This window comes from Neobacillus sp. SRL179 (assembly GCF_984799095.1).
This window is the reverse complement of sequence record NZ_OZ481792.1, coordinates 4,152,031-4,171,315: the sequence shown is the minus strand read 5'-3', so window position 1 is coordinate 4,171,315 and position 19,285 is coordinate 4,152,031. Positions and strand designations below refer to the sequence as shown.

At 41.2% G+C, this 19,285-nt stretch carries 14 protein-coding genes and 1 pseudogene; 9 read left to right on the top strand and 6 right to left on the bottom strand.

Annotation, left to right across the window (positions count from 1 at the left end):
* Positions 1-54 precede the first annotated feature (54 nt).
* Both AC4E8C_RS20550 and galU read left to right on the top strand, forming a co-directional pair.
* A complete protein-coding gene (locus AC4E8C_RS20550) occupies positions 55-792 on the top strand; it encodes a CBS domain-containing protein (RefSeq protein ID WP_490208482.1) in 738 nt (245 codons plus the stop codon).
* 174 nt (positions 793-966) lie between these two features.
* The gene (gene galU / locus AC4E8C_RS20545) at positions 967-1,866 is read left to right on the top strand and encodes a UTP--glucose-1-phosphate uridylyltransferase GalU (protein ID WP_490208481.1); all 900 of its coding nucleotides are present in this window, start codon (positions 967-969) and stop codon (positions 1,864-1,866) included.
* Positions 1,867-1,963: 97 nt separating this feature from the next.
* Here galU and AC4E8C_RS20540 read toward each other — a convergent pair whose 3' ends face one another.
* On the bottom strand, positions 1,964-3,829 hold the full coding sequence (locus AC4E8C_RS20540; RefSeq protein WP_490208480.1) for an N-acetylmuramoyl-L-alanine amidase family protein: 1,866 nt from the start codon (positions 3,827-3,829) through the stop codon (positions 1,964-1,966).
* Between the two features lie 388 nt (positions 3,830-4,217).
* Here AC4E8C_RS20540 and AC4E8C_RS20535 point away from each other — a divergent pair, with 388 nt between their 5' ends.
* Positions 4,218-4,658, top strand: coding sequence for a ferritin-like domain-containing protein (locus AC4E8C_RS20535; RefSeq protein WP_490208479.1), 441 nt, complete (start codon positions 4,218-4,220; stop codon positions 4,656-4,658).
* A gap of 74 nt (positions 4,659-4,732) precedes the next feature.
* On the opposite strand, the gene AC4E8C_RS20530 is transcribed toward AC4E8C_RS20535, so the two are convergent.
* Positions 4,733-4,993, bottom strand: a complete 261-nt coding sequence (locus AC4E8C_RS20530; RefSeq protein WP_490208478.1) for a hypothetical protein — start codon at positions 4,991-4,993, stop codon at positions 4,733-4,735.
* A 307-nt stretch (positions 4,994-5,300) separates the two neighbouring features.
* Here AC4E8C_RS20530 and AC4E8C_RS20525 point away from each other — a divergent pair, with 307 nt between their 5' ends.
* The 3 genes and pseudogenes from AC4E8C_RS20525 to AC4E8C_RS20515 all read left to right on the top strand — a co-directional run bounded on the left by AC4E8C_RS20525 (position 5,301) and on the right by AC4E8C_RS20515 (position 7,446).
* Entirely contained in the window at positions 5,301-5,909 is a 609-nt protein-coding gene (locus tag AC4E8C_RS20525) for a transposase (protein ID WP_490208477.1), read from the top strand.
* A pseudogene (locus AC4E8C_RS20520) lies at positions 5,894-7,008 on the top strand (YifB family Mg chelatase-like AAA ATPase); the annotation flags it as partial. The gene AC4E8C_RS20525 and the pseudogene AC4E8C_RS20520, both read left to right, overlap by 16 nt.
* A 15-nt stretch (positions 7,009-7,023) precedes the next feature.
* Positions 7,024-7,446, top strand: a complete 423-nt coding sequence (locus AC4E8C_RS20515) for a magnesium chelatase subunit ChlI family protein (RefSeq protein ID WP_490212620.1) — start codon at positions 7,024-7,026, stop codon at positions 7,444-7,446.
* Here the strand turns inward: AC4E8C_RS20515 and AC4E8C_RS20510 are convergent.
* The 4 genes from AC4E8C_RS20510 to AC4E8C_RS20495 all read right to left on the bottom strand — a co-directional run bounded on the left by AC4E8C_RS20510 (position 7,435) and on the right by AC4E8C_RS20495 (position 12,261).
* A complete protein-coding gene (locus tag AC4E8C_RS20510) occupies positions 7,435-7,995 on the bottom strand; it encodes a glycerol-3-phosphate acyltransferase (RefSeq protein ID WP_490208476.1) in 561 nt (186 codons plus the stop codon). The two genes, AC4E8C_RS20515 and AC4E8C_RS20510, sit on opposite strands and share 12 nt — an antisense overlap.
* Before the next feature lie 176 nt (positions 7,996-8,171).
* Positions 8,172-8,984 carry a zinc transporter ZupT gene (zupT, locus tag AC4E8C_RS20505; RefSeq protein ID WP_490208475.1) on the bottom strand — a complete coding sequence of 271 codons (813 nt, stop codon included), beginning with the start codon at positions 8,982-8,984 and terminating at the stop codon, positions 8,172-8,174.
* Between the two features lie 235 nt (positions 8,985-9,219).
* Complete coding sequence (locus tag AC4E8C_RS20500; RefSeq protein WP_490208474.1) at positions 9,220-10,623, bottom strand: S1C family serine protease; 1,404 nt, start codon at positions 10,621-10,623, stop codon at positions 9,220-9,222.
* 213 nt (positions 10,624-10,836) lie between these two features.
* Positions 10,837-12,261 carry a peptidoglycan recognition protein family protein gene (locus tag AC4E8C_RS20495; protein WP_490208473.1) on the bottom strand — a complete coding sequence of 475 codons (1,425 nt, stop codon included), beginning with the start codon at positions 12,259-12,261 and terminating at the stop codon, positions 10,837-10,839.
* A 331-nt stretch (positions 12,262-12,592) separates the two neighbouring features.
* On the opposite strand from AC4E8C_RS20495, the gene wecB reads away from it, so the two are divergent.
* From wecB to AC4E8C_RS20480, 3 genes are all read left to right on the top strand, one after another.
* The gene (gene wecB, locus AC4E8C_RS20490) at positions 12,593-13,741 is read left to right on the top strand and encodes a non-hydrolyzing UDP-N-acetylglucosamine 2-epimerase (protein WP_490208472.1); all 1,149 of its coding nucleotides are present in this window, start codon (positions 12,593-12,595) and stop codon (positions 13,739-13,741) included.
* A 192-nt stretch (positions 13,742-13,933) separates the two neighbouring features.
* Entirely contained in the window at positions 13,934-14,320 is a 387-nt protein-coding gene (gene gloA2, locus AC4E8C_RS20485; protein ID WP_490208471.1) for an SMU1112c/YaeR family gloxylase I-like metalloprotein, read from the top strand.
* 321 nt (positions 14,321-14,641) lie between these two features.
* Complete coding sequence (locus AC4E8C_RS20480) at positions 14,642-19,276, top strand: S8 family serine peptidase (protein WP_490208470.1); 4,635 nt, start codon at positions 14,642-14,644, stop codon at positions 19,274-19,276.
* Positions 19,277-19,285: the final 9 nt, after the last annotated feature.

The following is a 19,285-nucleotide window of genomic DNA, read 5'->3' as shown; positions in this document are numbered from 1 at the left end:
TCGAAGTGCAAATGGTGCCTGACACCAATAAATAAATATAGGGAGAGAATCAATATGCCTAATGTTGTTACTGCCACTCCTCTTGCAGAGAGATTTGAGGCTGCATTTAATCGGATTCATAAATGTTTACTTAAACTAGTTCGTAATGCAAGAAGTGATGGGTTTAAATCGCTATTAGACAGCGGTAATTCCCATGCTCTCATTCGAACACATCGCCATGATCTCTATCAATATGCTAAACTTCGCAATGCTCTTGTTCATGAAAAAATAAAAGAACAATATTATATTGCCGAACCAAATGTGGAAGTGGTTGAAAATATTGAGAGGATTGCCGAAGAATTTGAAAAACCAAAAATGGTGCTATCGATTGCCAGTTCTCCTGTTCTTTATTATAAGGAAACCACCCCATTAAAAGATATCTTAAAAGTAGTGGATCGACTATCCTATACCATTTTTCCTATTTATGATGCTACTGGTACGTTTAAATGGCTATTGACATCAGAAGGAATCATTCGCTGGATTTCTAGGCAGCCGTTAACCTCTATTTCAATTGAACAGTTATGCGTGCAAGACTTGCGAGTACATGAAAAACCGCATGAAGTGGTGTATATAAAGAGAGAAACGGATATATATGAGGTAGAGGGAATTTTTGAAGACTACTTTTTAGACCATAAGAAGTTAGAAGCTGTGATTATCACTGAAAATGGAAAACCAAGTGAGAGGCCGCTTGGCATCATTACTTCTTGGGACTTGGTGGAAATTGATGCGTTAGACCAACAGTTGGAAAGTTAAGGGCTAGGTTACTAAACTGATTTTTTCATCTTCTTTAAGCAGTTGGTGGAATGGTTCTTTTTAAATGGGCGTATGATATAATAATTTTGTTTATTGTGTAGATCATTAGAGTAAAATAAACTAATGTGACGAAATACATATTAATTTATGGAATGACTAAAAGGAGAGACTGTTGTGAAAAAGGTACGTAAGGCTATTATTCCGGCAGCTGGGTTAGGAACAAGGTTTTTACCGGCAACTAAAGCAATGCCCAAAGAGATGCTTCCGATCGTAGATAAGCCAACAATACAATATATTGTGGAAGAAGCTATTGCCTCAGGGATTGAGGATATCATTATCGTAACTGGTAAAGGAAAACGCTCTATCGAGGACCATTTTGATTTTGCACCGGAGCTTGAGAAAAATTTAATGGAAAAAGAAAAATGGGATTTATTAGAGAAGGTGAACTATACATCCAACCTCGCTGATATTCATTATATCCGTCAAAAAGAACCAAAAGGATTGGGCCATGCCGTTTGGTGTGCCCGTAACTTCATTGGCGATGAGCCATTTGCTGTCCTTTTAGGCGATGATATTGTTCAAAGTGAAACTCCATGTTTACGGCAGCTTATTGATCAGTATGAAACAACGTTTTCTTCGATTATTGGTGTTCAGCATGTTCCTGAAAATGAAACACACCGCTATGGAATTGTGGATCCAATTGATCAAGAAGGCCGTCGATACCAAGTTAAAAACTTTGTTGAAAAGCCAAAGCCGGGAACCGCTCCATCTAATTTAGCGATTATGGGCAGGTATATTTTAACTCCAGAGATTTTTGGATTCTTAGATGCGCAGGAGGCAGGGGCTGGCGGTGAAATCCAGCTAACGGATGCCATTCATAAACTAAATCAGATTCAACGCGTTTTTGCCTACAATTTTGAAGGGAAACGTTATGATGTAGGCGAGAAAATCGGATTTGTTAAAACCACCATTGAGTTTGCTCTCCAGAACGAAGAAATTCATGATGATCTTCTTCAATTCCTAAAAGAACTCATCGCCCAAGACGAAAAGGAAACCAACACCCAACAAGTGTAAATGGTGTCAGGCACCACACTAGGCACCAGCCAAAAGAAAAGCCCTGCCTGACTGGACGGTTGTCCGGTTTGGCGGGGCTTTTCTTGTTTTATTCTGGTTATCGATTGAAAAATTTTGTTACTCCGTTGAGTAAACCGGTGCAAATTTGATTTTGATAGCTGTTACTGATAAGCTTTGCTCTTTCGGCAGCGTTTGAAATGAAACCTATTTCCACCAATACAGCTGGAGATTGATTGCCTCTGATAACTCTAAAGCTCTCATCCTTTAACCCTCTTGAGTCTGCTCCGGTTGATTTGATGATCGCATCTTGCAGGTAGGAAGCGAGTTGTTTGCTTTCTGCAGGCATGACACCATCGACAGAATTGTAATAGGTCTCGATTCCATCTGCACTGCCACTTGTCGAAGAATTCACGTGAATACTGATAAATGCATCCGGTTTGATTTGATTCGAAATTTTCACACGGTCATCTAACGAAACAAATACGTCAGTGCTCCTTGTTAAATAGACAGTATAACCATTCTTTCTAAGAAGGTCAGCAAATTTCAAGGTAACTTGTAAATTGATATTTTTCTCATAGATGCCGCCGCTGCTTGCACCACCATCATAACCGCCATGCCCTGCATCAAGAACGATGGTCTTAGTTGCAGAATCCTTGGATTTTACATATGGATTCCATACACCATTGGATTCTAAATAGTAATCCACTCCGTCTACGGTAATCCATCCAGTCAACATGACTCCGTTGGCATCGGAATAGTACCATTCGTTATTGATCTTATACCATCCGGTTTGCATACTGCCAGATTGATTAAAGTAATACCAATGTCCATCCAACTGAAGCCAGCCCGTTTGCATAGCACCGCTGGAATTTAAATAATAGCGAAGGTTTTTATCCTGAAGCCATCCTGTTTGCATTTCGCCATTGTTGTTTGAAAAGTACCACTTACCGCCATCCAAGAACCAATTGGTTTTTAGTGAGGAATCTGTATTGGCATAATACCAAATATTATTAAGCTTAAACCAGCCGTTTTGTTGAAGCCGTCCCGACTCATTAGCGTAATACCTTTTCGAGTCGAGCGTTAAAAAGTTTCCGGTAAAGAGGACGCCATCTGGACCAAAGTAGTAATTCCCCCCACTTATGGAGACGATACCGGTTGCTAATGCCCCACCACTAGTGAAATAATACTTCTTTCCATCTTCCAAAAACCAACCTGTTTGCATAGCTCCGTTGGGAGGATTCAAATAATACTTCTTCCCATTGTCAGTTAACCAGCCAGTTTGAATGATTCCTTCAGTATTTGAAAAATACCATAACCCATTAACAAGTGCCCACCCTGCAGTCAGAATGCCATTGGCATTAAATAAATATTTATTTCCTTCAATGTCGAAAGGGCCCGTTGCCGCTGCGCCTTCTGCTTGGAAGTAATACTTGTTTCCATTCACATCCTGCCACAGTTTTTCTTGCATAACACCTACATTATTAAAATAGTAAATTTTCGAACCAACGGTTAAAAGCCCAGTTGCCCTTTCCCCGCTTGGTTGGAAATAATACCAATTGTTATCTAATTTTAGCCAACCCGTTTGCATCGCTCCGCTGGTATCAAGATAATACACTTTTCCACCTTGATTTAACCATCCGGTTAGCATGGCTCCATTTGATTGCAAGTAGTACCATTTCCCCTTTGAAAGGAGCCAGCCAGTTTTCATTGCCCCACTCGCATCAAGGTAATACCATTTTCCAGCGTCGTATACCCAACCCGTCTGCATAATTCCGTTGGCATTCATGTAATACCATTTGCTTCCTGTGTAAATCCAACCGGTTGCAGTGGAGTTATTTTGGTAGAAATACCAATTTCCGTTTTGTTTTGCCCATCCTGATGTAAGTGCATAAGAATGAGAGCTGCCAAAGCCAAGTCCCATTAACAATGTAAAGATTGATAAAATAATTAATTTCCTTTTCAATGCAAATTCCCTTTCCCCATCTTTTTCGCTAATTCTATAGAGTCGGTGCAACCTTCTTAAGCGGCTATTATTCTTCCTCTACTATTTTCTCTCCTCCTTCAGTTGGATTTTTAAGATGTTTTGTCAATCTTTGGGAACACCCTAAATGTTTAGTTTTATATTAAACTCTAAATTGGCATCTGTGAAGTAAAAATCGACAATATTCTTCCTATATTAGAAGAAATACGTAATTTATCCTGGTTTCTGTGTAGAAGTAAGAAGGTTTCCCGGGGAATAAGGGGTTTTTTGAGGAATTTTGAATGATATGATCTGTAGGCTCGCCACCAAAACACTAATAATCTAACTAACTCATAGAATATATTTAGAAAAATTATTAGGAGGTAAAGCTATGTACCCATTTACAAATTATTATGATGCCTTATATAGACAGACCAATACGTTAGTTAGTGATATTGAAAAAGCAATTAATGGTGAGTATAGTGCCATTGAATGTTATGCCAGACTAGCTAATTTAGCCCGCAATCAAAAGGAGCGAGAGCAAATCCTTGAGATACGTCAGGATGAAATTAACCATTATCAAAAATTTGTACAGATTTATCATACCTTAACGGGGGGGCCGCCCCAGCCAAAACTCAATGAAGAGTGCCCCAATGTTTACGTGAAGGGGCTGGAAACGGCATTAGAGGATGAGCAGAAAACGGTCGATTTTTATCTTGAAATTGCTGATAAGGCAACCGATCCATATGTAAAAGAAGTTTTCAACAGGGCTGCTAAGGATGAACAAAATCATGCTGTTTGGTTTCTGTATTATTTTACAAAAGACAAATAGTTCTTTACGCAAAAATAAATGCCCCCAGCGAAAGGGGACATTTATCATTTATTGCTAGTGGGAGAGTGGAGGGGTTAATCGCTGCTTTCGCCTGAGTCTCCACCACTCTCATAGTCCGAGTCGTTGTCATAAGAGGACTCGTCAGATCGGGCTTGAACATAATGGTCACTATGGGAACTGCCTTTTTCTTTGTTTAAACTTGGAAATATTAAGAAGGCAAGAATGATTAGGATTGTACCAAAGAATTCCTGTGTCCCAAAAATGAGATAGATTCCGTACACAAGTAGGAGAACCCCTATTACTCGTTGAATCAGTCGGATACTCTTCAGAGACATCCCCCCCTAAATAAAAATTTGCTTAGTAAATAAATATTACGACCTATAGCTTTTTATACATTTAGGATGATGTTCGTGCTTGTATGTTTTACAGGACATGCCAACGTTTGAATGCCTGGGCATACTCACTCTACAAGCCAAAACCCCTCATGAACATTTTGTTACATATTAAGAGATTACCAACATAAAGAGGAATTATTTGTATAATGGAAGGAAGTAATGATTTGGTGCCTGACACCCTATTACATATTAGCAGCATCGAAACCATTTCTATACTAATTATATGATTAAAAAGGAGTGATTGATTTTGGCACGGAATAATCGTATCTGGTTTGAAGGTGCTAAGTTCCATGTGACGAGCAGAGGAATTAGAAAAAGTTCCTTGTTTTTTGAGGACGAAGACTATGAACAGTATCTGGAGTTAATTGATGAAACAAAAGCAAGGTATCCTTTTTTTCTCCACACGTATTGTTTAATGACGAACCATACACACCTCCAACTTGAAACCCTGCAAACCCCTCTCAGTACCATCATGAAACATCTCCATACAAAATACGCGAAATACTTCAATAAAAAATATCAGTTCTCTGGGCATGTGTTTGAGAAACGGTATGGTGATGTATTGCTCAATTCGAAAGAATATGAGCTCGATGTGAGCAAATATATTCATTTAAATCCTGTTGTGGCAGGTATGGTGGCTACCCCAGAAGAGTATACGTGGAGCAGCTATCGGACTTACCTATATGGCGAGGTGAACCCCCATATTGACCCACATCTCATTCTTTCTTACTTTCCTGAACCACCACTCTACTATTATCAACAATATATAAACGCCTTACCAACGGATAAATTTTTCTGGGAAAACGGCAAAATTTCAAAGCTAGAAGGAGAGTGGTTTCCATGTGGGCACGAGTAACAAGTATTGGCTTAAAGGGGATGGAAGGCTACTTGGTCAATGTAGAGGTAGGGACGTACGTGGGAAATGATTCATTTAAAATCGTTGGGCTCCCTGATAGAGCTGTAAAAGAATCGAAGGAAAGGATTGTTGCAGCACTTGGTTCATTGGGATATATGCTCTCAGGAAACAAGGTAATTATTAGTCTTTCACCGGTCGATCAAAAGAAAATGGGAGCCATGTTTGATTTTTCTATGGCGGTTGGCCTGTTGATTAGTTTACATGAGTTAGAAGTGGTAATACCTAAAGAAACGGGGTTTCTTGGAGCATTATCTTTAGATGGTTCCGTCCAGCCTGTTGAAGGAATGCTGGCGGCGGTGATTGCTGCAAAAAGACTCGGAATTCGGAAACTTTATATTCCTTATGATAACCAATTTCCCGATGTCGATTTCGTAGGTTTAGAAATTATCTATGTGTCTTCATTAAAGGATGTTATCGGACACTTGACAGGCCAATGGAACCCTTCACCCATAAAAAGACAAGCGTTTGAAGGGAATAGCGAGAGGTTGGAGTATTTAGATTTTCAGGAAATTATTGGTCATAGTGGTGCAAAACATGCCCTAGAGGTAGCAGCGGCAGGGGAACATCACGTATTGCTGACCGGTCCTCCCGGCTGTGGTAAAAGTTTATTAGCTGAGAGTTTTCCATCGATTCTTCCTCCCTTAACAAAGGAGGCTCACCTTGAGATTCTAAGTTTGTACCAGTTAAGTAGAAATGCCTTGAAACAAAGTCATTTTCCTCCCTTTCGAAATCCTCATCACTCGGCTTCCGGTGTAGCAATTATTGGCGGTGGTCAATTTCCCAAGCCCGGCGAAATTCCTTGGCACATCGGGGAGTGCTCTTCCTTGATGAATTTGGGGAGTTTCCAAAAAAGACCTTAGATATGTTGCGTCAGCCCCTTGAAAATGGATTTATTACAATTAGTAGGACGAATGCGGTAATTACCTATCCTGCCTCTTTTCTATTGGTGGGTGCAATGAATCCCTGCCCATGCGGATATGCTGGCTCGAATGCCCATTATTGTACCTGTTCACCCAAGCAAATCCTCACATACCAAAATAAATTATCAGGACCATTGCGGGATCGTTTTGATATTAATCTTTCCTTAAGACCGGTTAATTTAGAGGCTGAGACCAAACTGAGCAAGGGGGAGCCATCTAGCATCATACAGGAAAGAGTAAAGCAATCAAGAGAGAGGCAATATGAGCGGTATGGAAGGGAAATATGTAATAGCCGAGTTCCCTATGATGCTCTTTTGAAGACTAGTCGATTAGAGAGTACACAATTGTCATCCTTGCAGCAACATGCGATGAAGCAAAACTGGAGCAACCGTACCCAAATAAAAATCATCCGCCTTGCCCGCACCATCTCAGGCCTGCAAGCAAGCCCCTCCATCAGTGACCAAAGCATACAGGAAGCCATCAAATTGAATGGTGTCAGGCACCAATTGTCATCTCCAGATAGTAGAAATGGTGTCAGGCACCCGTTATTTTGTTAGTCTTTCTTTGATATTTTCAGAGTGTGCTAGGTAAAGGATGAGAATGAGACAAGTTACAGTTAGGCAGCTTCCCCAGTCATACTGCTGGATTAATAGAAATACGGGGATGAGGAGGAATGCCCCTAGTCCAGAAAAAGTGAAGCTATTTGTAAAGGGGAAGAGGAGGAGAAATCCAAGAATCACCACGAGTATAAGCAGTGGTTGAAAGAGGATCATCCCGCCGATAAAGGTAGAAATTCCTTTTCCTCCTTGAAACTTCAAGGTAATGGGCTTGATATGTCCTACAATAGCTATTCCTAGACCAATCAATTGCACGGTCTCAGAGAATTGAAAATAGCGGGCTATCGATATGACAAGAGCTCCTTTTAAGGCATCTCCTAGAAAAATAATCACAAATGCCTTTTTTCCATAAAGACGCCCAGCGTTACGCGCTCCGACATTTCTACTCCCTTGAACGCGTATATCATGATGATAGAAAGCTTTTGAGACAAGGAATCCAAACATAATACATCCAATCAAATAAGCTAAAATCAGATAAAGATAAATCATTAGGCACACATCCTAGCTTTATATTTATAAAAATTCAACGACCTTCCATTATTTTGAAGGGAATAGGATTGGATTTCAAATGATATTTAAATGGAATTCAGGAAGGATGAACGAAATGGAAAAAGACAGAGGGTCCTGTGATTTCTCTGTCTTATAATTATTGTAACATTTTAGTGCTATATAAATAATAGAAGACTCAATGCCATGACGGCCATCCCGCCGATTAGGCCATAGATGGATAAATGGGCCTCATCGTATCGTTTCGCGGCAGGCAGTAACTCATCCAATGAGATGAACACCATAATCCCTGCAACGGCAGCAAAGATAATACCAAACATAATTTCATTTAAGAAGGGCATTAAGAAAAGATAAGCGGCTAAAGCCCCAATCGGCTCTGACAATCCAGATAAGAAGGAAAGTTTAAAGGCTCTTTTCTTATCTCCAGTAGCGAAGTAGACTGGAACGGAAACAGCAATCCCTTCAGGAATATTATGAATCGCAATGGCCACGGCGATTGCGACACCAAGAGCAGGGTCTTGGAGAGCAGAGGTGAAGGTTGCGATTCCCTCAGGAAAGTTATGAATGCCAATCGCAAGGGCTGTAAAGGTACCCATTTTCAATAAATCAGCTTGTTTGCCCTTACCGCCGGGAGCATTCATATCTTCTACTGTTTTCAATTCATGCGGATTACTTTGCTTGGGAATAAATTTATCAATGCTGGCAATCAAGAGCATGCCTCCGAAGAAGCCGCAGACAGTGAGCCAGTTTCCCGGCACCGTCCCCAATGCGTTTACAAGAGCAACTTTGGCCTTAACAAAGATTTCAATCATGGACACATAAATCATAACTCCAGCGGAAAATCCCAAGGTGATCGATAAAAACTTTGTATTGGTATGGGAGGTGAAAAACGCAAGAATGCTGCCAATTCCAGTTGCAAGGCCTGCAAATAATGTTAGTCCAAACGCTAATAGCAGATTTTCAGTCACCATTGCATCGCTCCTTTACGGAAATGAACTCATCAGCATTTCCTTATCACTCATGACTTTTCGATTTAGTTATACTTTATATGCATTCATCCAGAAATGTTTCCACAAACAAACATTTTCCTAAGTTTGTAAAGCCCAATAAAAAACTAAAGGGATGCAGATTAAGAACTGCATCCCAGTTGAAAATAGTAGAATTGGTGTCAGGCACCATTTCTACTGCCTGCAGCTTGAAAAGATTTTATTCTTTTTCCTCGTCTTTTTTCTGTTTTTGCTGGTGTTCTTGGAGTGCGAGGAGGATGTCTTGGACATCGATTTTCCCATCTTTGTTTAAATCTGCCAGCGTAGTTTCAGGAGCTGCTGATGGTGGTGGTGAAGATCCTGGAGCGCCCGGAGTGCCCGGAGTGCCCGGAGCCGCTGCCGCAACTGCCGGTTGTTTTGGTCTAAAGGTAAAGGTAAAAACGAGCAGTACGATAATGAGCAATCCGGAAACCCCATCCACGATAAAGAAGATGGTAGAGTAATCAGACCATAAAGTTTTGCTGCTGCCCATTTTTTTCTCTGAATTAGAGATATATTGTTTAATCTCGGAATGATTCGGATAAATCCGTTGAACTGCTTCGAATTTTTCTAAGGCATGCTTATAGTATCCGCCCCAATACAATTCAAGGCCTTCTTGATACAGTTTATCTGTCTCACTCTTTGTGTTCCTCACACCAGCCTGGTTCACAAATTCCTTAACTGTATTTACAGGTACAGCAAAGTTAAAACCTTGGACCTCCTGGCCATTAACGGTGTCACCTCTAAAGGTGAGCAGCCCGATAATTTGACCTTTTTCGTTAATAACCGGTCCACCGCTGTTGCCATGTGTAGCAGCTGCATTAATTTGAATAACCGGGCTTCCTTGGTCTGTTTTTTTCGATGTGGCCGATATTTGCCCGGCATTCATGGAAGAAACTAGGGATGAATCAGGTGATAACAGGTCAGAATCGGCAGCTGCAGGGTAACCGCTCACCCAAATGTTATCCTGGTTTTGGATATTATCGGAATTTCCAAGCGGTAAGGTAGGCAGGTTTTTCCCTTCTATTTTTAGTACCGAGACATCCTTTCCTTCATTAATTGGAGCGCCGTAGCTTTTCACCTCGCCATCAAGGACATCCCCACTAGGTAAAACAACCTTCAATACCTTATCAATGGCTGTATATTGCGTATAAGTGACCATATACTGATGAGCTGTTTCATAGTCAACTTTAAAATAATCCGCGATGATCGTTACAAGTTGTTCAAAGGCGGCATTGGCAATGTCTTCGTCTTTCATTTGCGTTGCTTCTACCACATGTGCGTTGGTGACGATATAGCCATCCGAGCTAATGATGGCACCTGACCCAGAGCCCCCGACTACCGATTGATTGTTTAATTGATCTAATATGGCGATAACCTCAGGATCGTTGGGATTGTTAAACCGCCAGCTGACAACAGCATAATCCACGATTCGAACGACCGCCGGTTTCGTAAATTCGGCTAGCTTTTGTGCTTGCGCAATTTTCCCTTCAACTGGTTTTAAATTTATTAAAAAGAACGAAGCAACGATTACTGCGATAAGGATTAAGCTGAGCGGTATGGTAAAAAGGGCCCTTTTCTTCAAAATATAATTCACCTCTTAAATGATTTTGCAATTCACTCTGCAATATATTCCAGCGAGGTTAAAAGGCACTTTGTACATGTGTAATCTTACGTAACAGTTTGATAACAATTTAATGGCAGACCTATGGGTTACCAGCTTTGGACTATATTGATTCGTGCATGCGGGTCCTCCATAAAAAATCCCATCCTCAAATGAGAACAGGATCCACAGTTGTTATGAAAGATTACCTTTCGCGGGATTACCATCTGAATCTTTCCCAATGTTTCCATCCTTAATGACCGTTCCGTTTTCTGAATCCTCTGGAGCTGGAGGTGTAGAAGGGAGTCCGCCATCATCTGCTGGATCTTCTTCTGTGGGAGTGTCCTCCACTAGTAACGCCCCATCATTACCAAAAGTGTATTCTTTCCCTTCAATGTTTTGGACTCCTGTGACCATAACCCCGCTGTCATTGAGGTAGTAGGTTTTCCCGCGATCTGTAATCCAGCCCACAGCCATCTCACCGGTAGGATTTAGAAAATACCATTGCGAATTTTCCTGCAACCAGCCAATAACCATTGCGCCGTTTTTAGCGAGGAAATACCTTTTCCCAGCCACTTCTACCCAGCCGGTCTGCATCACTCCATCGGGATTGAGGTAGTACCATTTATTATTGTCCAACACCCAGCCGGTCTGCATGGATCCATCACGATTAAGAAAATACCATTTACTATTGACGTTTACCCAGCCGATCTGCATGATTCCATCCGGATTGAGAAAATACCATTTATTATTGTCTAACACCCAGCCAGTCTGCATGACCCCATCGGGATTAAGGAAATACCATTTATTATTCACTTTTACCCAGCCCGTCTGCATGGCGCCATTCGATTGGAGGTAATACCATTTATTATTGACTTTCAGCCAGCCTGTCTGCATGGCACCATCGGGATTGAGGAAATACCATTGATTGTTGACTTTCAGCCAGCTGGTTTGCATCGCGCCGTCGGCATTAAGGTAATACCACTTATTCTTGTAACTTACCCAGCCGGTCACCATAACGCCGCTGGAATCAAGATAATACCATTTATTATTGACTTTCACCCAGCCGGTTTGTTTACTGCCATTCTTATAGAAGAACCATTGGTTGTTATTTTTTACCCAGCCATCACTAATCAAAGTGTGATTTTGATTTTTGCAGCGGCTGATAAAATGGTCCCATTGCGGCAATAAATTTCTCGGACAATTCTTACCCGTCCAATGCTTATGAGGCACAATAAAATCACTTGATATGTTAAAGCGATTCATTAAATATTGAACGACTTCAACTGTATTCGATACGGTCTGTTGATAATTTCCGTCTGCATTCACACACATCTCAATATGAATAGATGTTCGGTTGCCGGGCCCGTTTCGTCCGTCACCTGCGGCCCATGCCACTTCATCAAATGGAATAGATTGAATGATTTGGTGGTCATCGACTGATAGATGCCAAGAGGCTGTCCGGTCATTTCCCCGCTGTTGCAACCTTGCATGCGCCGCTGCATCTGCCCCCCTGCTGGTATTATCCGTTTCATGGATGGTAATGTATTTTGGTACTAATTTCAGCCCAGGGCGGGTACTTGTATTTGATGCAGGAATGAGTCGTTGAATAATATTCATGGCTTATCCCCTCCTATATATATTATTTATGCTTATAAGGGGCAAAGGGTTAGGGAATAGGCTTAATTCAGGTCTTTTTTCCTGTTTTCTTTTTAAAAAAATAACAATGTGATACAGTGGAAATAATCTTGATTACAATGATTGCTCAGCAAGGAGTTCCGGTTATTGCTTTTTGCATTATCAAATATTTGTTATCATTGGTAGTGGGTTTTTGTAATTGAACATAATTAAAGTTACATCTCATTATGTACTGCACGTGCAATAAGTTGTTCATTTGTTTATAGAAGGAACCATACTATAATGATAGTAACTAGAATACTTGGAGGTCTTTATGGAGAATCAGTTGAAGGTCATGACCGTGTTCGGAACAAGACCGGAAGCCATTAAAATGGCACCATTAGTAAAGGAATTAGAAAAATATCCAGATCAAATTCAATCTATCGTTACCGTAACGGCTCAACACCGTGAAATGCTTGACCAGGTTTTAAATATCTTTGAAATTACGCCGGATTATGACTTAAATATAATGAAGGCAAGACAATCGTTAATTGATGTAACAACAAGGAGTCTAGAGGGATTAAATCAAGTGCTAGCGGAAGTCAAACCTGATATTGTGCTGGTTCATGGAGATACGACGACTACTTTTGTAGCTAGTTTAGCAGCATTTTATCATTCAATTCCAATTGGACATGTCGAGGCAGGTCTTCGGACTCATAATAAATATTCGCCATATCCTGAAGAAATGAATCGCCAGCTTACCGGTGTTTTGGCGGATCTTCATTTTTCGCCAACTATCCAATCTAAGCAGAATCTCCTAGTGGAAAATAAAAAGGAAGCTTCAATTTTTATCACGGGGAATACGGCCATTGATGCTTTAAATACAACAGTAAAAGAGTCTTATGACCATCCGGTTTTAGAGAAGCTTGGGGATGATCGCTTAATTTTAATGACAGCGCACCGCCGTGAGAATACGGGAGAGCCAATGGAGCACATGTTCCGGGCGATTCGCCGCGTAGTGGAAAAACATGAAGATGTTCAAGTTGTTTACCCTGTGCATATGAATCCAGTTGTTCGGGAAATTGCTAATCGAATCTTGGGACACAATGATAGAATTCATCTGATTGAGCCGTTAGATGTGATTGATTTCCATAACTTTGCCTCGAGAGCCTATTTAATTTTAACAGATTCAGGCGGCGTTCAAGAGGAGGCTCCGTCACTAGGTGTTCCAGTTCTAGTCCTTCGCGATACCACTGAGCGTCCGGAAGGAATTGAAGCAGGCACATTAAAACTAGCCGGGACAGATGAGGAGACCATTTTTGGTCTTGCTGATGAACTGCTTTCTGAAAAAGAGGCGCATGACAAAATGGCGAAAGCCTCAAACCCATATGGAGATGGTTTCGCCTCCAAACGAATTGTCGAAGCAATTCTCTATCACTTCCAGAAACGGGAAGAAAGACCTGCAGACTTCGGCGCAAACTAAAACTTAGTTTCATTATACCGGTAAAAAGATGTAAAAAGGTGTCAGGCACCATTCATGTACAAATGTACACATGCAATGGACACTGGCTGCTGCCCCTGGATGGCTGTTACTCTATCAATAGATTGCACCCCTCTTGTCTGTTAGATGACAAGGGGGTTTGTTTGTTCATAACGTTATATGGGAGGTCAGGTCATGAAATTAAAGAAAATTCATCATATCGCTGTGATTTGCTCGGATTATCGTTTAGCAAAGGATTTTTATGTAAGAATTTTGGGACTCACACCAATAAGGGAAATCTATCGCGCGGAAAGGGATTCCTATAAGCTAGATTTGGCAGTTGGCGGTCAGTACCAAATTGAGTTATTTTCATTCCCAAACCCGCCTGTACGGCCAAGTTACCCTGAAGCAGCGGGCTTACGTCATCTTGCCTTTGAAGTAGAAGATATTGAGGAGGCGGTACAAGACTTGCAAAAACACAATGTAACGGTAGAACCAATCCGAATAGATCCAGTAACCAATAAGCAATTTACGTTCTTTGCTGATCCCGATGGACTACCGATTGAAATTTATGAGCGATGAGGAACTCAAGATTAGCTAAAGTTGATTTGAACGAACATTGGAAAATGGGGCCGACTCATTTTCTTTTTTTATTTTACTAGAAGTATATTCAACAGCTTAACTATATTATTTCCTTTTTCTTACTTTAAATCTATATTTCTGTAATATTAAAAAAATTTGTTAAAATCTAGGACGGTTCATAGTATAATATTACTACTGTCTGATAATTTAGAAAAATCAATATTAGACATGAAGGCTTACTACTTGATTGATAGATTACTAGGGGGTGGCGACTAGGGGGCTCGGCTTTAGTAAATAAAAAGGGGAGAGGGGTTTTGACAGTTGAAGAATAAACAAAAACAGAAATTATTTAGTAGTTTCTTAGTTTTGACCATGATCTTTACATTGTTGTTTCCAAGTCTAGGGGCAGCTGCTCAAGGAACTGAAAATACATCGACTAAAGAACAGTTGAGCAGCTCAGCTCTAACACAAATGAAGACTTTGATTGCACAGCAAAAGGCTGGCTTAGGTAAAGGTGCGGTTTTACACAAGGATCTCCAAAACCTAAGTGGGGATGAAGAGGTATCGGTGATTGTAGAATTATCTGAATACTCAGTATCTTTGGTAAAGGGAATTAATAAAGTGGCTGGTAAAAATACTTCCAAATCAGAAGAAAAAACCATCCAGCAAAAGGTTGTTTCCCAGCAGCAAAAATTTAAATCCAGCCTAAGTTCAAAAGGGATTAATGCAAAGGTTGGGCATACTTATCATTACACTTTCAATGGTATGGCGCTTAAAATAAAAGCCAGCCAAGTGGAAGATCTACTTTCTATTGAAGGGGTTAAATTAGTAGAACCGGATGTAGAAAAACATGCACTGGGCAAAGAAGTTCCTGGTGATGAAAAGAACGCTGCGATGAATACGAGCAGTCCGTTCTTAGATGTTCCCTCTGTATGGGGACTAGGGTATCAAGGACAGGGAGTTAAAGTAGCGGTTCTCGATACGGGGATTGATTATAATCATCCTGAATTTGAAGGCGTTTATAAAGGTGGATATAACTTTATCGATCAATCGAACCCAGCCAACTATGCCCGTAATAGAGCAGCGGATGATCCATATGAAACCACTCCATTGGATCGACCGGCAGGCAAAGCCGAATTTGATTCTAACGGCAGTTCATTCTACACTGAGCACGGTACGCACGTAGCAGGTACGATTGCGGCTCAAGGCAATAATCCATTTGGGATTAAAGGACTAGCTCCAAAGGTTGAGTTATACGCCTATCGTGTATTAGGTGCCTATGGAAGCGGGGCAAACTCTGGAATCATCGCTGCTATTGATAAAGCAGCACAAGAGGGGATGGATATTATCAACCTATCATTAGGTGGATCAAATAATAGCCAAACCTCTGCAGATGCGATTGCTATTAACAATGCTGCATTAGCAGGTGTGACGGCAGTTATTGCAACAGGTAATGACGGTCCAAACCGTGGAACCATTGGCAGCCCAGGGGTAGCAGCATTTGCGATTTCTGTTGCCAACTCGACTGTTCCTGAAAAAACAATGAAGGGACAAGCCAATGTAACAGTTGAAGGGGCAGCACCAACTGCCTATAATATGGATTTAATGGGCTGGAAGTTCGGTACTGAACCTGGCCAAACATTGAATGGTACGTATGATCTTGTAGCAGTACCAGGTCTAGGAGAACAAAAGGACTTCACTGGTTTAGATGTGAAGGGAAAAGTAGCCTTGATCTCACGTGGTACGATTCCATTTGTTGATAAAATTGCCAATGCTAAAAAAGCTGGTGCGGTGGCTACCATTATTCATAATAATACGGGCACTACACCTGCAGGAGTTTTCCTTGGTGACTCCTTCCAATTCCTACCGACTTTTGATTTGTCAACAACAGATGGAAATGCATTACGAGCGTCACTAGCCACGAAGAAAGCGACTGTGACATTCAGTAACTTCACCACAGCAAAAACTGCCGGTGACGAAATTAATAGTTCAAGCTCACGCGGACCAGCTAATCCAAATTTCGATCTGAAGCCAGATGTTTCTGCGCCAGGAACGAATATTATGTCATCTGTTCCTGCTTATGGCAAGGATTACCCAGAAGCAAGTTACACTGAAGCATATGATCGTTTTACAGGTACAAGTATGGCGACACCACACGTTGCCGGTATTGCTGCCCTATTAAAATCAGAGCATCCTGATTGGACGCCGTTTGATATTAAAGTAGCAATCTCCAATACTGCGAAACAACTTGATGTGACGAAGTATGATGTATTCTCACAAGGGCCAGGTCGTGTACAGCCGCTGCAGGCCGCCACAACTGAGGCTTTAGCCTATTCGCTTGATAAGACAAGTTTTTCTAGTAAAGTCTATGATAACATCAAAGGAACTGTCACATTTGGAAATGTAGTCACAAGTACGACTACAGCTTCAAAAGTAACAAAGGATATTACTGTAAAAAATCTCACAGGTAATGCCAGTGATTACACTGTCTCTGTACAAGTGACCAAAGCGGCAACAGGTGCTTTGGCAGGTGCAAATGTCACTGTGGACCAATCCAGCTTTACATTAGCTGCTTCCGGTGAAAATGCCTTAAAAGTTACCCTAAATGTCCCAGTAGGTGCAGGTACAACAGGAAACGAAATGTTAGGTTATATTCACATTACCAATGGTAAAACGAAATTAATTTTACCTTTTGCGGCAAACTTTGCACCGCCTACTGGAATAAAGAGCTATACGATTGATAATTCGGATATCTCTCCAAATGGTGATGGCAAGCTGGACAGCACAACCGTCCGTTATGAATTCCATAATGCGCAAAGAAAGACGTATATTGAACTTTGGGATGCCTTGAATCCTGAAGGAGGCGCCTTCGGTGACGGGTATGTTGGCTATCTAGTAAATTCAGCCTCCACGACAGTTGGGCCAAAAACAGTTGCCTTTAATGGAAGCTACACCGATTGGGGTACTGGAAAAAAAGTAAATGCCCCAGATGGTGTTTACACAATTGACTTAACGACATTAAATGCAGCCAATACAGCGGTTGTAGCTTATGATTGGCTTGGACCTATTTTTGTAAAAACTACAGCTCCAAAAATCAAAGCTGATGATACTTTAACGACAAAGACTGCAAACCTTGATGTTTCAGGCAGCGTGGAGGACTCCTATATCACTTGGAAACCAGCTGTTGAAGAAGTGTTCGGTGAGGAATTTGATGTGAACTCGAAGCTTCATGCTTCCTACGAATTAACCAACAGCAAGGGTGCAAAGCAAGACGGCGCAACGCCAATCACACTTGGCCAAGACGGTACCTTTAAGGTAGCATTAAGCGGCTTAACACTTGGTGAAAATAAAGTGAAATTGACCGTTGTTGATGAAGGTAAAAACAGTGTGGAAAAAGAAATCATGGTAAATTTTGTCGATTCAGATGCACCAGTCACTACTGCGAAAGTGACGGGAACTGAGGGTACAAATGGCTGGTATACCTCTAATGCTTCCGTTGAATTAACAGCGCAAGACGCTGGTACAGGTGTTCAATCTACAGAATATAAATTAAATGATGGTGAGTGGATAGCCTACTCTCAAGCCATTGCAGTAACGACTGCTGGATTAACAAAAGTGTCATTCCGCAGTACAGATTACGCTGGTAACGTGGAAGAAACTCAATCACTAACCGTAAAAGTTGATAAAAATGCACCAGTTACAACGGCAAAAGTAACGGGAAATGCTGGTGATAATAATTTCTATACGTCAGATGTCACAATTGAGTTATCTTCTGCAGATACGACTTCAGGTGTGAAGGTTACTCAATTCCGTGTAGACGGAGGCGAGTGGACAGATTATACGTCTGTGCTTAAGTTGACTACAGATGGAACCTTTAAGGTGGAATACCGCAGTGTTGATAATGCTGGAAACACAGAAGCTGTGCAGTCCAAAGAGGTTAAAATTGATAAGACTGCTCCAGTCGTAACGGGTGTTGAAAATCATGGCGTTTACAATCAACCTGTAACGATTACGTTTAACGAAGGAATTGCGGCAATCGATGGCTATTTATTTAAGAGCGGCGATGTTGTAAAAATTGATGGAAAGTATAAATTAGTCGTAAAAGACAACGCCGGTAACGTAACCACAGTCCAATTCACTGTGGACCAAACGGCACCAGTTGTAAGCGGCGTTGAGAACAATGGTGTTTACAATAAAGGAGTAAAAGTTACTTTTAATGACGGAACGGCTACACTGAATGGAAATCCATTTAAAAGTGGAGACGTTGTCAACAAGGATGGCTCCTATACTCTAGTCGTAACAGACCAGGCTGGGAACACGACAACGGTTAACTTCACGATTGACCAAAAAGCTCCGGTGGTGAGCGGAGTTAAAAATGGTCAAAAGTCAGTCCAAGGTGTCACGATTACTTTTAATGAAGGAACAGCTACTTTAAATGGAGCAGGCTTTAAGAGTGGTTCAACAGTTAAGGCAGATGGAAGCTATACATTGGTAGTTACCGATGCCGCAGGAAATCAGACAACGGTCAAGTTTTCTATAACTGGCGGCTGGGAGAAGGAAGCTGGTTTCTGGTATTTCTACAAAAACAGCGATAAATTAACAGGCTGGGTTAAAGATGCAAATACTTGGTATTTCCTAGATCAAACAGGAAAAATGCTAACCGGCTGGGTTAAGGACAAGAATACATGGTATTACTTAAATCAATCAGGCGCTATGACGACTGGCTGGCAATATGTTAATAATAAGTGGTACTATTTGAGCACAAGCGGTGCAATGAAAACAGGCTGGGCATTTGTTGATGGTAATTGGTATTACCTAAACAATTCCGGTGATATGGCCGTTGGCTGGAAACAAGTGGGCAATAAGTGGTACTACTTAAATACATCCGGTCAAATGTTATCCAATACCGTCGTGGGCGGCTACAAACTTGGCAAAGACGGCGCGTGGATTAAATAGACTATTAAT

Coding starts and splice junctions, on each gene's coding strand:
- AC4E8C_RS20550 (WP_490208482.1), top strand. CDS start 55: ATGCCTAATGTTGTTACTGCCACTCCTCTTGCAGAGAGATTTGAGGCT.
- AC4E8C_RS20535 (WP_490208479.1), top strand. CDS start 4,218: ATGTACCCATTTACAAATTATTATGATGCCTTATATAGACAGACCAAT.
- AC4E8C_RS20530 (WP_490208478.1), bottom strand. CDS start 4,993: ATGTCTCTGAAGAGTATCCGACTGATTCAACGAGTAATAGGGGTTCTC.
- AC4E8C_RS20510 (WP_490208476.1), bottom strand. CDS start 7,995: ATGATTTATCTTTATCTGATTTTAGCTTATTTGATTGGATGTATTATG.
- zupT (WP_490208475.1), bottom strand. CDS start 8,984: ATGGTGACTGAAAATCTGCTATTAGCGTTTGGACTAACATTATTTGCA.
- AC4E8C_RS20495 (WP_490208473.1), bottom strand. CDS start 12,261: ATGAATATTATTCAACGACTCATTCCTGCATCAAATACAAGTACCCGC.
- wecB (WP_490208472.1), top strand. CDS start 12,593: ATGGAGAATCAGTTGAAGGTCATGACCGTGTTCGGAACAAGACCGGAA.
- gloA2 (WP_490208471.1), top strand. CDS start 13,934: ATGAAATTAAAGAAAATTCATCATATCGCTGTGATTTGCTCGGATTAT.